Annotated in this window: 16 protein-coding genes; 11 read left to right on the top strand and 5 right to left on the bottom strand. The window is 70.8% G+C overall.

The features are described from left to right. Window positions 1-95: 95 nt before the first annotated feature. Window positions 96-959, bottom strand: a complete 864-nt coding sequence (locus ON41_RS06685; protein ID WP_040746085.1) for a dienelactone hydrolase family protein — start codon at window positions 957-959, stop codon at window positions 96-98. Window positions 960-1,187: 228 nt separating this feature from the next. Here ON41_RS06685 and glmS point away from each other — a divergent pair, with 228 nt between their 5' ends. Together glmS and ON41_RS40070 are read left to right on the top strand one after the other, a co-directional pair. Further along, window positions 1,188-3,056 (top strand): glutamine--fructose-6-phosphate transaminase (isomerizing), encoded by a 1,869-nt coding sequence (glmS, locus tag ON41_RS06690; protein WP_040746086.1) that lies wholly within the window; start codon window positions 1,188-1,190, stop codon window positions 3,054-3,056. 624 nt (window positions 3,057-3,680) lie between these two features. After that, window positions 3,681-4,229 (top strand): transglycosylase SLT domain-containing protein, encoded by a 549-nt coding sequence (locus ON41_RS40070; RefSeq protein ID WP_085995624.1) that lies wholly within the window; start codon window positions 3,681-3,683, stop codon window positions 4,227-4,229. Here the strand turns inward: ON41_RS40070 and ON41_RS06700 are convergent. Next, window positions 4,223-5,050: a helix-turn-helix transcriptional regulator gene (locus ON41_RS06700; protein WP_051161055.1), complete on the bottom strand. Its 828-nt coding sequence runs from the start codon at window positions 5,048-5,050 to the stop codon at window positions 4,223-4,225. The genes ON41_RS40070 and ON41_RS06700 overlap by 7 nt on opposite strands. A 151-nt stretch (window positions 5,051-5,201) precedes the next feature. Between ON41_RS06700 and ilvD the strand changes: the two genes are divergently transcribed. Beyond that, entirely contained in the window at window positions 5,202-7,046 is a 1,845-nt protein-coding gene (ilvD, locus tag ON41_RS06705) for a dihydroxy-acid dehydratase (RefSeq protein ID WP_040746089.1), read from the top strand. On the opposite strand, the gene ON41_RS06710 is transcribed toward ilvD, so the two are convergent. After that, window positions 6,983-8,194 (bottom strand): MFS transporter, encoded by a 1,212-nt coding sequence (locus tag ON41_RS06710; protein WP_040746121.1) that lies wholly within the window; start codon window positions 8,192-8,194, stop codon window positions 6,983-6,985. The two genes, ilvD and ON41_RS06710, sit on opposite strands and share 64 nt — an antisense overlap. Before the next feature lie 137 nt (window positions 8,195-8,331). Here ON41_RS06710 and ON41_RS06715 point away from each other — a divergent pair, with 137 nt between their 5' ends. Further along, window positions 8,332-8,820 carry a MarR family winged helix-turn-helix transcriptional regulator gene (locus tag ON41_RS06715; protein ID WP_040746090.1) on the top strand — a complete coding sequence of 163 codons (489 nt, stop codon included), beginning with the start codon at window positions 8,332-8,334 and terminating at the stop codon, window positions 8,818-8,820. Window positions 8,821-8,840: 20 nt separating this feature from the next. Here the strand turns inward: ON41_RS06715 and ON41_RS06720 are convergent, their stop codons facing one another. Beyond that, entirely contained in the window at window positions 8,841-9,263 is a 423-nt protein-coding gene (locus tag ON41_RS06720) for a plastocyanin/azurin family copper-binding protein (RefSeq protein ID WP_040746092.1), read from the bottom strand. A 264-nt stretch (window positions 9,264-9,527) separates the two neighbouring features. Here ON41_RS06720 and ON41_RS06725 point away from each other — a divergent pair, with 264 nt between their 5' ends. Further along, entirely contained in the window at window positions 9,528-10,979 is a 1,452-nt protein-coding gene (locus tag ON41_RS06725) for an NAD(P)H-hydrate dehydratase (protein ID WP_040746094.1), read from the top strand. A gap of 167 nt (window positions 10,980-11,146) precedes the next feature. Here ON41_RS06725 and ON41_RS06730 read toward each other — a convergent pair whose 3' ends face one another. Beyond that, window positions 11,147-11,968, bottom strand: coding sequence for an SDR family oxidoreductase (locus tag ON41_RS06730; protein WP_085995625.1), 822 nt, complete (start codon window positions 11,966-11,968; stop codon window positions 11,147-11,149). Window positions 11,969-12,100: 132 nt separating this feature from the next. On the opposite strand from ON41_RS06730, the gene alr reads away from it, so the two are divergent. The 6 genes from alr to tsaD are packed head-to-tail and all read left to right on the top strand — an operon-like array spanning window position 12,101 to window position 17,250. Beyond that, complete coding sequence (gene alr / locus ON41_RS06735; protein WP_083905184.1) at window positions 12,101-13,276, top strand: alanine racemase; 1,176 nt, start codon at window positions 12,101-12,103, stop codon at window positions 13,274-13,276. Next, window positions 13,273-14,403: an alpha/beta fold hydrolase gene (locus ON41_RS06740; protein ID WP_051161056.1), complete on the top strand. Its 1,131-nt coding sequence runs from the start codon at window positions 13,273-13,275 to the stop codon at window positions 14,401-14,403. Before alr ends, ON41_RS06740 begins: the two co-directional genes overlap by 4 nt. A 32-nt stretch (window positions 14,404-14,435) precedes the next feature. Next, window positions 14,436-14,894: a tRNA (adenosine(37)-N6)-threonylcarbamoyltransferase complex ATPase subunit type 1 TsaE gene (gene tsaE, locus ON41_RS06745; protein WP_040746098.1), complete on the top strand. Its 459-nt coding sequence runs from the start codon at window positions 14,436-14,438 to the stop codon at window positions 14,892-14,894. 24 nt (window positions 14,895-14,918) lie between these two features. After that, complete coding sequence (gene tsaB, locus ON41_RS06750) at window positions 14,919-15,683, top strand: tRNA (adenosine(37)-N6)-threonylcarbamoyltransferase complex dimerization subunit type 1 TsaB (protein WP_040746099.1); 765 nt, start codon at window positions 14,919-14,921, stop codon at window positions 15,681-15,683. After that, window positions 15,680-16,207, top strand: coding sequence for a ribosomal protein S18-alanine N-acetyltransferase (gene rimI / locus ON41_RS06755; protein WP_040746100.1), 528 nt, complete (start codon window positions 15,680-15,682; stop codon window positions 16,205-16,207). The genes tsaB and rimI overlap by 4 nt, the downstream gene beginning before the upstream one ends. After that, entirely contained in the window at window positions 16,204-17,250 is a 1,047-nt protein-coding gene (tsaD, locus tag ON41_RS06760) for a tRNA (adenosine(37)-N6)-threonylcarbamoyltransferase complex transferase subunit TsaD (RefSeq protein WP_040746101.1), read from the top strand. The genes rimI and tsaD overlap by 4 nt, the downstream gene beginning before the upstream one ends. Window positions 17,251-17,285 lie beyond the last annotated feature (35 nt).

Below are 17,285 nucleotides of genomic sequence, written 5' to 3' on the forward strand. Positions count from 1 at the left end.
ACGCAGCGGGGCGGCGTCCGGTTCCATCGACCGGGAGATTTCATCATCGAGCCGGTGGGCGCCGCAACGTCACCCGCCGCCGAAACGAGAACCTGTTACTTCCGCAGCATCTGAACCGCTTGCAGCAGTTGCAGTTTGGACGGCTTCTCCGGCTCCTCCTCGTCCACGGCCTCCGGATCGACGACGCGGGTGTGCGGGAGGGCGGCCTCGGGATCGGCGAAAGGCTTGTAGGTCTTATCGCCCAGCAGCTGGTAGGTGAGGTATCCGACGAGCAGGCCGCGGGTGGTGCGGTCGGTCTTGGTCTCGTACTTCGCGGCGCCCAGGGCGGCCAGGGCGCGGCGGCCCTCGACGATGCCGTTGTGGGTCGCCTTGTCGACCGCGCGCAGGATCATCGGGCCGCCCCAGGCCGCGGCGAGCGGGATGGCGTTGGAGCCGACCGAATCGATATCGTCGCCGGCCAGGATGAGGGCGGGCGACTCGATATCGGGCGCCAGCGATTCGGCGGACGGGGCGGTGGGCGCGGGGTAGAGCGCCGCGACGGCGGCGACCGGGCGCTGGGCCGCGGCGATGACGGCGGCGCCCGCGCCCATGCCGTGGCCGGCCAGGGCGAGTTTGTCGGGATGCACACTGACAGCGCCGTTGCCCAGGCGCACGCCGGTGCAGATATCGAGGGTGGTGACCAGGTCCGTCGCGAGGTTCAGGTGCGACGGGATCGGCCCGCGCTCGGTGTCCGGACCGGCCGCGACGAACCCCCAGGACGCGAGGTGTTCGAGCAGCTTGCGGTAGTTGCCGACACCGGCGAGCCAGCCGTGCCCGAAGACGACCGCGGGCAGATTGAGGCCCTTTTCCGGGGTGAACACCACGCCCGGCTGCCCCGCGATGCCCAGGTTGCCGCGCATGACCCGGTGCGGGCCGGGGGTGCAGAGGGTACTCAGAAGAGACTTCACTGACGCCGACACGCGCTCGAACTTATCCGATGACGGCCGCCGCGCGGCGTTTCGCCCGGCCCGGACGCGGCCGGCATATCGGTGATCGGGTTCACTCTCCCGGACACGCCCAGGTCGGAGCCCATCGCGCGCGCGAATCCGACGTCTTGACAGGCGGTTCGCGCGGACCCGATCACCGTCCGGATCCGGGCCCTGCGGCCCCGTCGCTCGTGCTCCCGGCTCCAAGTACGCTGAGACACCATGTGCGGAATCGTTGGCTACGTCGGATACCGGGACGCGCTCGGCGTCGTCGTGGACGCGCTACGCCGCATGGAGTACAGGGGGTACGACTCCGCGGGCGTGGCGATCCTGGACGGCGCGGGCGCCATCGCGGTGGAGCGCAAGGCGGGCCGGCTGGCCAATCTGGAGGCCGAACTCGGCGAGGCGGGCGCCGCCCGCTTCAGCGGGACGACCGGGATGGGCCACACCCGCTGGGCGACCCACGGCGCGCCGACCGACCGCAACGCGCACCCGCATCGCGACGCCTCGGGGTCGGTCGCGGTGGTGCACAACGGCATCATCGAGAACTTCGCCCCGCTGCGCGGCGAACTCGAGGCCGCCGGTGTGGAGTTGCGCAGCGATACCGACACCGAGGTCGCGGTGCACCTGGTCGCGCAGGCGTACGCCGCCGGACCGACCGCCGGTGATTTCGTCGCCAGCGCGCTGGCCGTGCTGCGCCGGCTGGAGGGCGCGTTCACGCTGGTGTTCACGCACGCCGATCACCCCGGCACGATCGTGGCGGCGCGCCGCTCCACGCCGCTGGTCGTGGGCGTCGGCGAGGGGGAGATGTTCATCGCCTCCGATGTCACCGCGTTCATCGAGCACACCCGCGAGGCCGTCGAATTGGGCCAGGACCAGGCGGTGGTGATCACCGCGGACACCTACGAGGTCACGGATTTCGACGGCGAGACCGACGGCGTGCGCACCCGCCCGTTCACCATCGACTGGGATCTCGCCGCCGCCGAGAAGGGCGGCCACGACTACTTCATGCTCAAGGAGATCGAGGAGCAGCCGGCCGGTGTCGCCGAGACGCTGATCGGTCACTTCGCGAACGGCCGCATCGTGCTGGACGAGCAGCGTCTCGCCGAACAGGAGCTGCGCGAGTTCGACAAGGTCTTCGTGGTCGCCTGTGGCAGTTCGTATCACGCGGGCCTGCTGGCCAAGTACGCGATCGAGCATTGGACGCGGGTGCCGGTCGAGGTGGAGCTGGCCAGCGAATTCCGTTACCGCGACCCGGTTCTGGACCGCTCCACGCTGGTGGTGGCGATCTCGCAGTCCGGCGAGACCGCCGACACCCTGGAGGCGGTGCGGCACGCCAAGGAGCAGAAGGCTCGCGTACTGGCCATCTGCAACACCAACGGCGCGCAGATTCCCCGCGAGTCCGACGCCGTGGTCTACACCCGCACCGGGCCCGAGATCGGGGTGGCCTCGACCAAGGCGTTCCTCGCCCAGATCACCGCGAATTACCTTGTGGGACTTGCCCTCGCGCAGGCGCGCGGCACCAAGTATCCCGACGAGGTGGCGCGCGAATTCGGCGAGCTGGAGGCGATGCCCACACTCGTCGAGCGGGTGCTGGAGACGGCGCCGCAGGTGCGGGCGATCGCCCGCCAGTTCGCGAACGTCCCGACGGTGCTGTTCCTGGGCCGCCACGTGGGTTATCCGGTGGCGCTGGAGGGTGCGCTGAAGCTCAAGGAATTGGCGTACATGCACGCCGAGGGCTTCGCCGCCGGTGAGCTCAAGCACGGCCCGATCGCGTTGATCGAGGACGGCCTGCCGGTGATCGTGGTGATGCCGTCGCCGAAGGGGCGCGCGGTGCTGCATTCCAAGCTGCTCAGCAATATTCGCGAGATCCAGGCCCGCGGCGCCCGCACCATCGTGATCGCCGAGGAGGGCGACGATACGGTGCGCCCGTTCGCCGATCACCTCATCGAGATCCCCGCCGCGCCGACGCTGTTCCAGCCGCTGCTGTCGACGGTCCCGCTGCAGGTCTTCGCGGCCGAGGTGGCGCAGACTCGCGGCTACGACATCGACAAGCCGCGCAACCTGGCCAAGTCTGTCACGGTGGAATAAGTCTCGGCGCGCCCTCTTTCGTCCCTGGCACGCCGTATTTCGTTTTCCCGGCATGCTTTTGGCCGGGATCCCTCGTCGGCCGCCGGGGTTTCCGGCCAAAAGCATGCCGGAAAAGGGGGCGGGATGGCCGGAAAGGGGGCGGGGACGGCCGGAAAAGGGCGGGGACGGCCGGAAAAGGGGGCGGTATGGCGGCCTCGATCTTGCGCTTCGACGGGTGTGGCAATTGATCTACAACTCCTCGCGAGGGCGTCCGGCCGGTTCACCGCACTGTGATCGATGACTCCATACCGCCTGCTCCGTGGATTTCTCTCAGCGTAATAGAACTATAAGTTCACCTGTAGTTCAGATTCTATTAACCTTTCGCAATCAGTCTGTGATGTGCCAGGAAACAGACCGCAAGTCTGTTTGCCGCGGGTGGTATCCGACGCCGAGACGTCCCTCCACCGCTACGGCTCCGCCTCTGTCGCCGATCCCGACTCGGCGCGCGGTGCACCGCGTCCTGTTCGCGGACAACTGAATCCCTCATTTCCACAACACACGCGATAAAAGAAAACAGCCCGCATCGACGACGCCGACAGCCACGGCCCCGGCGCCGCGGTACTCGCGCGCTGTCGGAGTTCCCCCATGCATATGAGAAGACTGTTGCCGCTCGCCGCCTTCGCCGCCGTGCTCGCGGTGCCCGCGCAGGCGTACGCCGAGACCCCGATCGCCGGTGTGCCGCCGGAGCTGCAGGAACCCGCCCAGCAACTGCAGCGGCAGGCCGGGCAGTTGCCGCAGGATCAGCAGGATCAGCTGCGGCAGTTCCTCCAGCCGCTCCCGCAGCCGCTGCCCGACCTGCTGCCGCCGGTCTTCACGAACGATCTGGACGGCTGGATCCACAACGCCCTGCACATCCTGGGCCAGCGCGGGATCCCGGCCACCTACGACGGCATCTACCGCAACATCATGCGGGAGTCGGGCGGCAACCCGGCCGCGATCAACCTCTACGACTCCAACGCCGCGGCCGGCATCCCCTCCAAGGGTCTGATGCAGGTCATCGATCCCACCTTCGCCGCGTTCCATGTGGACGGGACGTCGTGGGACATCTTCGATCCGGTCGCCAACATCGCCGCGGCCTGCAACTACGCCGCCAACCGGTACGGCACGATCGACAACGTCTTCTCGGCCTACTGATTCGCTCGCGTCACGGGCGTGTAGATCACCAGATGCAGGTCCGGGTGATCGGCGGGCGCGAGGCGATGGTGCTCGTAGCGCAGTTCGCCGCGCTCGGGATGGTGGAACATCCGCTCCCGTGAGGTGAAGCCCTCGATGTCGTGGCTGTTCCAGCCCGCGCGGAACTCCGGGCTGACCTCCAGCAGGCGCTGGATCGCCGGGGTCCGCGCGAGGTCGCCCAGCCGCGGACCGGCCTCGGCGCGGAATTCGGCGAGGAAGCGGCGGCTGGTCACCTGCCAGTCCGGCAGCAGGTCGCGCACGTACGGGTCGGTGAACACCAGCCACAGCAGGTTGCGGTCGGCCGGGGCGACCGTCGCCACATTCGGATACAGCTCGGCGTAGGCGCGATTCCAGCCGCTGATCTGCCAGTCCGGGGCGATGGCGTACGCGGGGAAGTCCAGCGCGTCGAGCAGGCGCTGGACATGTTCGGGCGCGGAAGCCGTTGTGGCGTCGGGTGATTCGTGCAGCGGCGCGTATCCGGCCAGCGACAGGATGTAGCTGTGTTCGGTGGGAGTCAGCCGCAGGGTGCGGGCGAGCGCGTCGAGCACCTGCCGCGACGGCTGGATCTCGCGCCCTTGCTCCAGCCACGTGTACCAGGTGGCGCTCACGCCGGACAGGGTCGCGACTTCCTCGCGCCGCAACCCGCCTCGCCGACGTGGTCCGGGTGGCGGCAGGCCGACCGCAGTCGGATCCAGGTGCCTGCGGCGCGCCTGGAGAAAGTCGCCCAGTTCCGCTCGCCGCTGGTCGCCGGGCCCGGATGTACGGTCACGCCGGCCGCTCATCGTTGTCCCGCCTCCGAGCCGGGGCCTAATGCGCGGGTCGACCGGGTATCAGCGCTGGTCCGGGACACCATCCCAGCCTAACTACTGGTACTCCCACTACCAGCACAACCGCCGTCTTCGCTCGTCCGCGGCGCACCAGCACGATCGGTTCATGCCTGAACTGAGATCACGGACGGTCACCCACGGACGCAATATGGCCGGCGCCCGCGCGCTCATGCGCGCCTCCGGGGTGCCGAGCGCCGATATCGGGGCGAAACCGGTTGTCGCCGTGGCGAACAGCTTCACCGAATTCGTGCCCGGTCACACCCATCTGCAGCCGGTGGGCCGCATCGTGAGCGAGGCGGTCCGGGAGGCGGGCGGCATCCCGCGCGAGTTCAACACCATCGCCGTCGACGACGGGATCGCGATGGGCCACGGCGGGATGCTGTACTCGCTGCCCTCGCGCGACCTGATCGCCGACTCGATCGAGTACATGGTGCAGGCGCACTGCGCCGACGCGCTGGTGTGCATCTCGAACTGCGACAAGATCACGCCGGGCATGCTGCTCGCGGCGATGCGGCTGAACATCCCGACCGTCTTCGTTTCCGGCGGTCCGATGGAGGGCGGTCGCACGGTGCTGACCGACGGGACCGCGCGGCGGCTCGATCTCATCACCACCATGAGCGAGGCCGTCAACGACACCGTGTCCGACGAGGATCTGTCCCGCATCGAGGAGAATGCCTGTCCCACCTGCGGATCCTGCGCCGGCATGTTCACCGCCAACTCGATGAACTGCCTGGTCGAGGCCCTCGGTCTGGGCCTGCCGGGCAACGGCACCACGCTGGCCACGCACACCGCGCGCCGCGACCTCTACGAGCGGGCCGGGCGCACGGTCATGGAGATCACCCGCCGCTACTACGAGAAGGACGACGATTCGGTACTGCCCCGCGCGATCGGCTCCCGCGCGGCCTTCGACAACGCGATGGCCCTGGACCTGGCGATGGGCGGTTCCACCAATACGGTGCTGCACCTGCTGGCCGCGGCCCGGGAGGCGGAGCTGGACTACACGCTGGGCGATATCGAGGACCGCTCGCGGAACGTCCCGTGCCTGTGCAAGGTGGCGCCCAACGGCAGCTATCTGATGGAGGACGTGCATCGCGCCGGAGGCATCCCGGCCATCCTCGGCGAGCTGTCCCGGGCAGGGCATCTGCATACGAATGTGTCTGCGGTGCATGCCGATTCGCTGGACTCCTGGCTGCGGGAGTGGGATGTGCGCGGGACCGATCCGGCACCGGAGGCCGTCGAGCTGTTCCATGCCGCGCCCGGCGGAATGCGGTCGGCCACGGCGTTTTCCCAGTCGGCGCGCTGGGAGTCCCTCGATACGGATGCGGAGCACGGGTGCATTCGCGATGTGGCGCACGCGTATTCGGCCGACGGTGGTCTGGCCGTGCTGCGCGGCAATCTCGCGCCCGACGGCGCGGTGGTCAAGTCCGCGGGCGTGCCCGACGCGATGCGCACCTTCACCGGCCGGGCGGTCGTGGCCGAATCGCAGGAGGAGGCGGTCGACGCCATCCTGTCCGGGCGCGTCCGGGCCGGGGATGTGCTGGTGATCCGGTACGAGGGCCCGCGCGGCGGCCCGGGAATGCAGGAAATGCTGCACCCCACCGCGTATCTCAAGGGCCGCGGGCTCGCGGGTTCGGTCGCGATCGTCACCGACGGGCGATTCTCCGGCGGCAGCTCCGGGCTGTCGATCGGCCACCTCTCCCCGGAGGCGGCGGCCGGCGGAGTGATCGCGCTGGTCGCCGACGGCGACACGATCGGCATCGATATCCCCGCCCGCACCCTAGTTTTGGACGTCCCGGACGAGCAACTGGCGGCCCGCCGCGTCCGGCAGTCCGACATTGGATTCCGTCCCATGAACCGCGATCGCCCGGTGTCGAAGGCCCTGCGCGCCTACGCCCTGCTGGCCCAATCCGCGGACAAGGGAGGTGTGCGCGAACTCCCCGATGGTGAGTGATCCGGCTTCCGCCGTTCGAGCGCGCCCGACAGCACCGCCAGCCCCAGCGCACTCCCGGACAGCAGTACCCCGACCCAGTTGGGGGCGGTGTAGCCGAACCCCGCGGCGATGACCAGGCCGCCGAGCCAGGCGGCCAGGGCATTGCCCAGGTTGAAGGCGCCGATATTGAGCGCCGAGGCCAGGGTGGGCGCGCTGGCCGCCTGGTCGAGTACTCGTTTCTGGAGCGGCGGGACGGTCGCGAAACCCAGTGCGCCGATGAGCATTACGGTGATTCCCGCGGCGATCTTGTTGTGCGCGGTCAGCGTGAACAGGCCGAGGACCACCGCGAGCGCGCCGAGCGTGATGTACAGCATGGGCATCAGGTGCCGGTCGGCGTAGCGGCCGCCGATCAGGTTGCCGATGAGGAAGCCGAGCCCGAACAGGACCATGATCCAGGTGACCGAGCTGTCGGCGAATCCGGTGACCTCGGTCATCATCGGCGCCAGATAGGTGATCGCCGCGAAGACGCCGCCGAAGCCGAGCACGGTCATCGCCATGGCCAGCAGCACCTGGGGATTCGCGAGCACCGCCAGTTCGTGGCGCAGCCGCGCGTCCCGCGGTGCGGGCTGCTCGGGGACCAGCGCGACGACGCCCGCGAAGGCGAGGACGCCGACCGCGGCCACCAGCGTGAAGGCCAGCCGCCAGCCGAAGTGCTGGCCGAGCAGGGTGCTCAGCGGCACGCCGACCACGGTCGCGACGGTGAGCCCGGTGAACATGAGTGCGATCGCACCAGCCCGCCGGTCCTTGCTCACCAGCCCGCCCGCGACGACCGCGCCGATGCCGAAGAACGCGCCGTGCGCCAGCGACGCGACGATCCGGCCGGTCAGCATCAGCCCGAAGTTCGGCGCGGCCGCCGACAGCGCGTTGCCGCCGATGAGCAGCAGCAGGCTGAGCAGCAGCATCCGCTTGCGGGAGACCCGGGTTCCGAGCCCGGTCATGATCGGCGCCCCGGCCAGTACGCCGAGCGCATAGCCCGTGACCAGCCATCCGGCGGTGGGGATGGAGACGGCATAGCTGTCGGCGATGCCCGGGAGCAGGCCGACCACGATGAATTCGGTGGTGCCGATGGCGAAGGCCCCGAGTGTGAGGGCGAGCAGTGCGAGCGGCATGGGGTGGAGCCTCCACTGAGTCTTGCGGGCGAGCATTACAGGCGTCGACATTAATTGCATACGCGGACTAATTGCAAGCGCTGGCTATTGCGTGGGCCGGTTATCCTGGTGGGACGTCCCGTACCCAGGAGGAATTCATGACCGCGGATGCCGCCCTGACCGGTCTCGCCGATGGCTGGTGCGCGCTGTCGGTGCTGCACGACCGGATCGAGGCGCATCTCGAGCGCGTGCTGCAGGCGCACGAGCTGAGCGTCCGCGAGTATTCGGTGCTGGTGGTGCTGAGCCGCCAGCACGACGGGCCGGGCGGGCATCTGCGGATGAACCAGGTCGCGGATTCGGTGGCGCTGAGCCAGAGCGCGACCACCCGCCTGGTCACCCGCCTCGAGGACCGCGGCCTGCTCCAGCGCTACCTGTGCCCCGACGACCGCCGCGGCATCTACACCGATGTCACCCCGGCGGGCATGGACCTACTCGCCCGCGCCCGCCCCGGCTACGACGAGGCCCTGGCGGGAGCCCTACGCCAAGCCGCCGCCGACCCCGAACTCGCCCCCCTGGTCGCCGCGGTCCAGGCACTGAACTCTTCGTCATCCCGAGGCGCCCGCACCCGCGAATACCGCCCGGCCTGAGGTCTATCGCGCGCGGGTCGCTACTGCACCGTGACGGTTCCCCGCATCTCCGGGTGGAGGGGGCACATGTAGCGGTAGGTGCCTGGGGTGGTGAAGGTGTGGCTCCACTCGCCCTGGGTGAGGATGGGGCTGTTGACGCCCATGGCGGCGTCGCCGATGCCTTGGACCGCGTGGGGCACCTTGTCGGAGAACTTCCACGTCACGGTGCTTCCGGCGGGGACGGTGATCGCGGCGGGGGAGAACTTCATGTCGTCGGCCTGGACGGTGGTGGTCGTGGACTGCGGCGCGCCGGTGGTGGCGGGGGCCGACGAGGCGGCGGCGGGCGTCGACGACGGCGTGGCGGTGGATTTCTCCGAGCCGCAGCCGGCCAGCGCCACTCCCGTCGCGGCAATCACGGTGATCAGAACACGCGCGGTCGGGACGCCCGCAGAGCCAGTCGACATGCGGGCCAGCGTAGTAGCCGCCGGTTGCGGGCGGTTCGCGACGGGTGTCCGTGGTGGGCGCTGTGCGGGCATGGGGATCTCCGGGGGGGTGAGTTCGGTCGCGTACTGCAACCACGCGACGAGGCGTGCCACGGTTCGCGCGGCACCGTGTGTCGGCCGGATCGCGTCCGATTCCGCACGCCCGCGGGGCGTAATCTGCACTCGTTGCGGGATACCGAGGCACCGAGCGGCCCGCGCCGGCGGGCGGCGGGTAGGAGGGCGAGTATGAGCGCATCGACGGTCCGCGGCTATTTCACCGCCGACGAGGTGCGGGCGGCCGAGGCGGAGCTGTTCAAGCGGGTCGCCGAGGGGGCGCCGATGCGGCGGGCCGCCTACGGGCTGGCCGAAGTCGTCGCCGCCGAACTCCGCGAGCGGACCGGGGGAATCGCCGGGCGCTCGGTGACGCTGCTGGTCGGGTCCGGGGACAACGGCGGCGATGCGCTGTGGGCGGGGTCGATGCTGCGCCGGCGCGGCGTCGCGGTGTCGGCGGTACTGTTGTCGCCCGAGCGCGCGCATGCGAAAGGCCTTGCGGCGCTGCGGCGTACGGGCGGGCGCGTCCGCGACGACCTGGGCGCGCCGGACCTGGTGATCGACGGCATCGTGGGCATCTCCGGCCGCGGACCGCTGCGGCCGCGCGCGGCGGAACTGGTTGCGGCGGTGGACGTACCGATCGTCGCCGCGGATCTGCCCAGCGGCGTCGACCCGGATACCGGCGCCGTCGACGGCCCCGCCGTGCGCGCCGACGTCACGGTGGCCTTCGGCGCCTACAAGCCGGTCCATGCCCTCGCCGCCCCGCACTGCGGCCGGATCGACCTGGTCCCGATCGGCTTGACGCTGCCCGAACCGAATCTTGCTGCCCTGGAACCCGTTTCGGTCGGCGCGGACTGGCCCGTGCCGAGCGCGGCGGACGACAAGTACAGCCAGGGCGTCACCGGAATCTGCGCGGGCGGCGCGCGCTATCCGGGCGCGGCGGTGCTGTGCGCCGGGGGAGCGGTGGCCGCCACCTCCGGCATGGTGCGCTATGCCGGAACCGGCGGCGCGGAGGTGCTGAACCACTACCCCGAAGTCATTGCCGCGCAATCGGTTTCGGAGACCGGCCGGGTGCAGGCCTGGGTATTCGGCCCCGGCGCGGGCACCGACGACGATGCCCGCGAACGACTGTCGGAGATCCTCGCCACCGACCTCCCGGTCGTGGTGGACGCGGACGGCCTCACGCTGCTGTCCGCCGATCCCGCGCTGGTCACCGGTCGCCGCGCACCCACCGTGCTCACGCCGCACGCGGGCGAGTTCGCCCGCCTCACCGGCCGCGACCCCGGCCCGGACCGAGTGGGAGCGGTCCGCACACTCGCCGAGGACTGGCAGGTCACGGTGCTGTTGAAGGGCCGCGCCACCCTCGTGGCCGGGCCCGGCCGCCCGGTCCTGGTCAACGAGGCGGGCGGCTCCTGGGCCGCGACCGCGGGCTCCGGCGATGTGCTGTCCGGCGTCCTCGGGGCCCTGCTGGCCACGGGCCGCGACCCGTCCTGGGCAGCGGCCGCCGCCGCCCGCGCCCATGCCTTGGCCGCCAACCTCGCCGCCCACGCCCAGAGCCCGGCCCCCGCCCCGATCTCGGCGTCCCCCCTGCTCCACCACCTCCGCCCGGCGATCAGAACCCTCCGCGCCCTCAGCGAAACTCCCTGACCTGCACATCCCCCCACGGCGTCCGCGCGCACCGAGTTCTGCTATCCCACAGCCCGGCTTACCGCTCTGCTGCGCGATCCCGGCCCACCGTCGCCGCCGAACCCGTTGCGCCGCAGGTCGATTCGGCTAGCGTCAGCGCGAACGCGTGCCTGGGACAGGAGGTCTGGTCAGTTGCCCTGGGCGGCAGCGGCTACCGGCTGCCATTCGCGCCACTCGGCCAGGCGGGATTCGTAATCCGCCGTGGCGATGGCGAGGGGCGCTTCGCCGAGGAAGGTGCGCAGCGGGGGGCGCTCGGCGTCGACCACGGCCAGGATGGCGGTGCGGGTGGCGGTGGGCTCGCCGCGGCGCTGTGCCGCACGGGTGCGGTTGCGGGAGTCGCGGACCTGGTCGTAGGCGGGGTTGGGGGTGCTGTGCCGGGCGGACGGGCCCGCCCAGTCGGTGTCGAACCCGCCGGGCTCGATCAGCGTGACGTGGATGCCGAAATCGGCGACCTCACGCGACAGCGCCTGCGAGAACCCCTCGAGCGCCCACTTCGACGCGTGATAGGCGCCGATATTCGGGAACGCACTGATCCCGCCGATACTCGACACCTGGATGATGTGCCCGCTGCCCTGCGCGCGCAGGATCGGCAGCGCCGCCTGCGTCACCCAGATCGCCCCGAACACATTGGTCTCCAGTTGCGCGCGGACCTCGTCCTCGGTGAGCTCCTCGATCATGCCGAACTGCCCGTATCCGGCATTGTTGACGACGACGTCGAGCCGCCCGAACCGCTCCGCGGCCTGCGCGACGGCAGCGAAGTCGCCGCCCCGGTCGGTCACGTCCAAGCGCAGCGGCAGGAAGGTGTCCGGATACTTGGCGACGAGGTCGTCCAGCGTCGTGAGATCGCGCGCGGTTCCGGCGACGCGATCGCCCCGCTCGAGCGCGGCGAGGGCCCACTCCCGCCCGAAACCGCGCGAAACGCCGGTGATGAACCACACTTTGCTCATGATGGCCTTTCCTCTGCTCTCAGGTCGGCGCGGACGTCCCCCCGACGACCGCGTTCTCAACGCTAACGACCTGGAGTGCACTCCAAGCAAGGCCCGATCTCGCCGAGGCAGCCGCTGCCGCCCCGATCGGCGCGAATGGCAGGATCGGTAGCTGTGAATACCGTCGACCCGCAGGTGGAAACCGTCATCGACCTGGACGCCATCGCGCACAACGTGCGGGTGCTGTCCGAGCACGCCGGCGACGCCGCGCTCATGGTGGTCGTCAAGGCCGACGGCTACAACCACGGCGCGGTCCCCGTCGCCCGCGCGGCACTGGCGGCCGGAGCGGCGGAACTCGGCGTCACCACCGTCGACGAGGCACTACAACTCCGCGCGGCCGGTATCGACGCGCCCATCCTGTGCTGGCTCAACCTCTCCGACGCCGACTACGCGGCCGCGGTGGCCGCGGATATCGAGATCGGCGTGTCGTCGATGGCGCACCTGCGCGGCGTCGAACAGGCCGCCCGCACCACCGGAACCACCGGGACCACCGGGACCGTGTCATTGAAGGTCGACACCGGCCTGAACCGCAATGGCCTCTCCGCCACCGAGTACCCGCTGGTCCTGGCCGCGTTGCGGGAACTGGCCGACGAGGGCGTGCTGCGGCTGCGGGCGATCTTCTCCCATCTCGCCCGCGCCGACGAACCCGACCATCCGGCCATCGACATGCAGCGTGACCGCTTCCTGGACGCCATCGCCGCCGCCAAGGAATACGGCCTGGAGCCCGAGGTGGTGCACCTGTCGAATTCGGCGGCCACGCTGACCCGCCCGGACCTGGCATTCGACATGGTGCGCCCGGGTATCGCCGTCTACGGGCTGTCCCCGGTGCCGGAGATCTCCGACTTCGGCCTGCGCCCCGCGATGACCTTCCAGGCCCGCGTCGCTCTGGTGAAACACGTCGCCGCGGGCGAGGGCGTCTCCTACGGGCACGAATGGGTCGCCCCGCGCGCCACGACCGTCGGGCTGATCCCTGCGGGCTATGCCGACGGCGTCTTCCGCCCGCTGGGCGGCCGGATCGCGGTGCGCATCGGCGACCTGCACTATCCCCAGGTCGGCCGGGTCTGCATGGACCAGTTCGTGGTCGACCTCGGCGACAACATCGACGGCGTCCGCGAGGGCGACACCGCCGTGCTGTTCGGGCCGGGACAGCCGCATCCGCAGCACTGGGCCGACCTGCTCGGCACCATCCACTACGAGATCGTCTGTTCCCCCCGCGCCCGGGTCGTGCGACGCTATGTGGGCGATTTCGCAGACCGAAAGGGTGGCGTATGAAACCCGAACGGCCGCACGGTTTTCGGGCGACGGCCTGGCGCGGCGGGATAGCGACCGCGGGCGCCCTCGGCGCGCTGGCCGGGGTGCACGCGCTGCGCCGCGTCGGCGCCTCGGTGAGCTGGCCCGCCCACCGGGACGACCTGCGCGACGAGGATTTCGGGCTGCTGGGCCGCGATCGGGCGGATACGGTCGTCGCCGAGGACGGCGTGGAGCTGGCGGTGCGCCACTGCGGACCCGAGGACGCCCCTGTCACAGCCGTTTTCGTGCACGGTTTCTGCAACAGCATGGAGTCGTTCCACTTTCAGCGCCGCGATCTCGAAAAGCAGTGGGGCCCACGGGTTCGCATGGTGTTCTTCGATCTGCGGGGGCACGGCGGCTCCGGCGTCCCGAGTACGGAGAGCTGCACCGTGCCGCAGCTGGGCCGCGATCTGGCGGCGGTGATCGAGCGCTGCGCGCCGGACGGCCCGCTGCTGCTGACCGGACATTCCATGGGCGGCATGGCGATTCTGGCCGCGGCCGCGCAGTTCCCGCGCCTGTTCGCCGAGCGGGTGCGGGCGGTGGCGCTGCTGTCGACCGCGGCGGCCGAGGTCACCGCGACGGGTGTTGCCCAGCTGCTGCGCAATCCGGCGATCGACGGATTCCGGATGGCGGCCCTCGCGGCGCCGGCCCTGGTGCAGGCGGGCCGGGTCACCGCGCGGCACGTCATCGCGCCGATCCTGTACGCGAGTTCGTTCCACGGTGAGGTGAGCCCGACGCTGTCCCGCTTCACCACCTCGATGATCGACCGCACCCCGGTCGAGACGATCGTGAAATTCCTGCGGGCACTGGAACTGCACGACGAATCGGCCGCCCTGCCCACCCTCGCCCCGCTGCCCGCGCTCGTCCTCGGCGGCACCCACGACCAGGTGATCCCGTTCCGCAATTCGCGGGCGCTCGCGCGGGAACTGCCCGACGCCGACCTGGTCCGCGTCACCGACGCCGCCCACATGGTGCACCTGCAGTATCCGGACCTGGTCGACGCCGCGTTGGACCGCCTGCTGCTGCGCAGCGGCGTACTGGGTGCGGGAGAACGCAGCGGAGTGCCGGGTGCCGGTCGCGGTGACGGGGAAGGAGTGGTGGGTGGCTGAGCAAGTGGGTACCGGCGAGGAGGGAATAGCCGGTGGCTGAACAACGAGTACTGCCGACCGTCGAGGACACCGAGGCGCTGGGGCGGGAGCTGGCCGGGGATCTGCGGGCCGGTGATCTGGTGGTGCTGGACGGTCCGCTGGGCGCCGGGAAGACCGCGCTCACCCGGGGGATCGCGGCGGGGCTCGGGGTCGAGGGGCGGGTCAGCTCACCGACTTTCATCATCGCCCGCCAGCATCGGGCGGGGCCGCGTCCCGGCGCGGTCGCGATGGTGCACGTCGATGCCTACCGGCTCGGCGGTGACCTGGACGAGCTGGACGCCCTCGATCTCGACACCGACCTGGACGACGCGGTGGTCGTGGTCGAGTGGGGCCTCGGTGTCGTCGAACATCTCTCAGACCGTCACCTGCGCGTGCTGCTGCGGCGCGCGGCCGAATCCGACACCCGAACCGCCACCTGGGAATGGGTGAGCGGGCCGGCGTCCGGAACATGACCAACCGGTATCGTTGACACAATTATGGCGCTTGTACTTGCCCTCGACACCGCGACTCCTGCCGTGACGGCGGGACTGGTGGAGCTGACCGCCGCGGAACAGGAGGCGGCGCCGCGGATCCACACCCTCGCGGCCCGGGTGACCGTCGACGCGCGCGCCCACAACGAGGTGCTGACGCCGCAGATCCTCGAATGCCTCGATGCCGCGGAGCGTTCCCGCGCCGACCTCGACGCGGTCGTCGTCGGCATCGGCCCCGGACCGTTCACCGGGTTGCGGGTGGGCATGGCGACCGCCGCCGCGTTCGGCGACGCCCTGGGCCTGCCGGTGTACGGCGTGTGCAGCCTGGACGCGATCGCCGCCGACGCGTGGCAGGAGATCACCGACGGCGGCGGGCGCGGGATCGCCACCGCCGCCGAATCCGAACTGCTGGTCGTCACGGACGCCCGCCGCCGCGAGGTGTACTGGGCCCGCTACCGGGCGCGGCCGTCGGCGGAATTCGCCGGGCCCGCCGCCGTGGGTTCCGGCGCTCGCACCGTGGGCCGCGTCGCGGGGCCGGGGGTGTGCAAGCCCGCCGATCTGGATACGCGCGAGTCGACCGTGATCGCCGGATCCGCCTCGCACGTCGACTTCTTCGATCTGCCGGTGCTGCCGGTCGAGACTCCGTCCCCGGCGGGCCTGGTGCGCTGCGCCGCCACCGAGGTGCTGTCGCGCGCCGGCACCGAACCACTGGCTCCGCTGTACCTGCGCCGCCCCGACGCCGTCGAGCGTAGCTACCAGGCGGCGTCATGACCGCACAGGATCCGCCGGCCGTCGATATCGAACCGATGGGGCCGGGCGATATCGCGCGCTGCGCCGAACTCGAGAAACTGCTGTTCCCCGAGGACGATCCGTGGCCGGAGGTGGCGTTCCACTCGGAGCTGGCGGGCGCGCACAATCGCTATCTGGTGGCTCGCGACGGCTCCGGCCGCATGGTCGGCTACGCCGGTATCGCGCTGCTGGGCACGCTGGCCCACCCCGAGGCCGAGGTGCACACCATCGGCGTCGATCCGGGCGTGCACCGCGGCGGCATCGGCACCGCGCTGCTGCGGGCGCTGCTGGCGGAGGCCGGAAAGCGCGGCGGCCCGGTATTTCTCGAGGTGCGAACCGATAACGCGCCGGCGATCGCGCTCTACGAGAAGCACGGCTTCCACATCATCGGCCTGCGCAAGAACTACTATCAGCCCAGCGGCGCCGACGCGTTCACCATGCGCCGTCCGGCGGTGGCCGGAGTCCCGCGGCCGGGCGCCCCGCAGAACTCAGAGGTCGTGTCATGATCGTCATGGGCATCGAGAGCTCGTGTGACGAAACCGGAGTCGGCATCGTGCGCTGGCGCCCCGCCGAGGACGGCACGGGGACCTGCGAACTGCTGGCCGACGAGGTGGCCTCGAGCGTCGACCAGCACGCGCGCTTCGGCGGCGTGGTGCCCGAGATCGCCTCGCGCGCCCACCTGGAGGCGATCGTGCCGGCGATGCGGCGGGCGCTGTCCGTGGCGGGCGTCGATCGGCCCGACGCGCTGGCGGTGACCATCGGCCCCGGTCTGGCCGGAGCCCTGCTGGTCGGGGTGGCGGCGGCGAAAGCCTATGCGGCGGCGTGGGATATCCCGCTGTACGCGCTGAACCACCTGGGTGGCCATGTCGCCGTGGACACCCTCGAGCACGGCCCGATGCCGCCGTGCGTCGCGCTGCTGGTGTCCGGCGGACACACTCATCTGCTGCACGTGACCGACCTGGCCGATCCGATCGTGGAACTCGGCAGCACGGTCGACGATGCGGCGGGGGAGGCCTTCGACAAGGTGGCCCGGCTGCTGGGCCTCGGTTTCCCGGGCGGCCCGGCGTTGGATGCCGCCGCGGCACACGGCGATCCGGCCGCCATCGCGTTCCCGCGCGGTATGACCGGCCCGCGGGACGCGCGCTACGACTTCTCCTTCTCGGGACTGAAGACCGCGGTCGCCCGCTACGTGGAGGCGGCGCAGCGGGCCGGAACCGAACTGCCCATACCGGATATCGCGGCCTCGTTCCAGGAGTCGGTCGCGGATGTCCTGACCGCCAAGGCGATTCGCGCCGCCCAGGACGTCGGCGTGGATACGCTGGTGCTCGGCGGCGGCGCCACCGCCAACTCCCGCATCCGCTCGATGGCCGAAGAACGCTGCGCCGCCGCGGGTCTCACCCTGCGCGTGCCGAAGCCGAGGTTGTGCACCGACAACGGCGTGATGATCGCGACCCTCGGTGCCCACGTGATCGCGGGCGGGGCGAAACCGTCCGCCCTCACCGTCGCCACAGACCCCGGCCTCCCGGTGTCCACCAGCCAGATCCGCTGAGCAGCCGGGAACAGAACGCCCTCACCAGCCGGATT

This window comes from Nocardia transvalensis NBRC 15921, from assembly GCF_000308875.1.
Taxonomy (GTDB): Bacteria; Actinomycetota; Actinomycetes; order Mycobacteriales; family Mycobacteriaceae; genus Nocardia; species Nocardia transvalensis.

Coding starts and splice junctions, on each gene's coding strand:
- glmS (WP_040746086.1), top strand. CDS start 1,188: ATGTGCGGAATCGTTGGCTACGTCGGATACCGGGACGCGCTCGGCGTC.
- ON41_RS40070 (WP_085995624.1), top strand. CDS start 3,681: ATGCATATGAGAAGACTGTTGCCGCTCGCCGCCTTCGCCGCCGTGCTC.
- ON41_RS06700 (WP_051161055.1), bottom strand. CDS start 5,050: ATGAGCGGCCGGCGTGACCGTACATCCGGGCCCGGCGACCAGCGGCGA.
- ilvD (WP_040746089.1), top strand. CDS start 5,202: ATGCCTGAACTGAGATCACGGACGGTCACCCACGGACGCAATATGGCC.
- ON41_RS06710 (WP_040746121.1), bottom strand. CDS start 8,194: ATGCCGCTCGCACTGCTCGCCCTCACACTCGGGGCCTTCGCCATCGGC.
- ON41_RS06715 (WP_040746090.1), top strand. CDS start 8,332: ATGACCGCGGATGCCGCCCTGACCGGTCTCGCCGATGGCTGGTGCGCG.
- ON41_RS06720 (WP_040746092.1), bottom strand. CDS start 9,263: ATGTCGACTGGCTCTGCGGGCGTCCCGACCGCGCGTGTTCTGATCACC.
- ON41_RS06725 (WP_040746094.1), top strand. CDS start 9,528: ATGAGCGCATCGACGGTCCGCGGCTATTTCACCGCCGACGAGGTGCGG.
- alr (WP_083905184.1), top strand. CDS start 12,101: ATGGCAGGATCGGTAGCTGTGAATACCGTCGACCCGCAGGTGGAAACC.
- ON41_RS06740 (WP_051161056.1), top strand. CDS start 13,273: ATGAAACCCGAACGGCCGCACGGTTTTCGGGCGACGGCCTGGCGCGGC.
- tsaB (WP_040746099.1), top strand. CDS start 14,919: ATGGCGCTTGTACTTGCCCTCGACACCGCGACTCCTGCCGTGACGGCG.
- rimI (WP_040746100.1), top strand. CDS start 15,680: ATGACCGCACAGGATCCGCCGGCCGTCGATATCGAACCGATGGGGCCG.
- tsaD (WP_040746101.1), top strand. CDS start 16,204: ATGATCGTCATGGGCATCGAGAGCTCGTGTGACGAAACCGGAGTCGGC.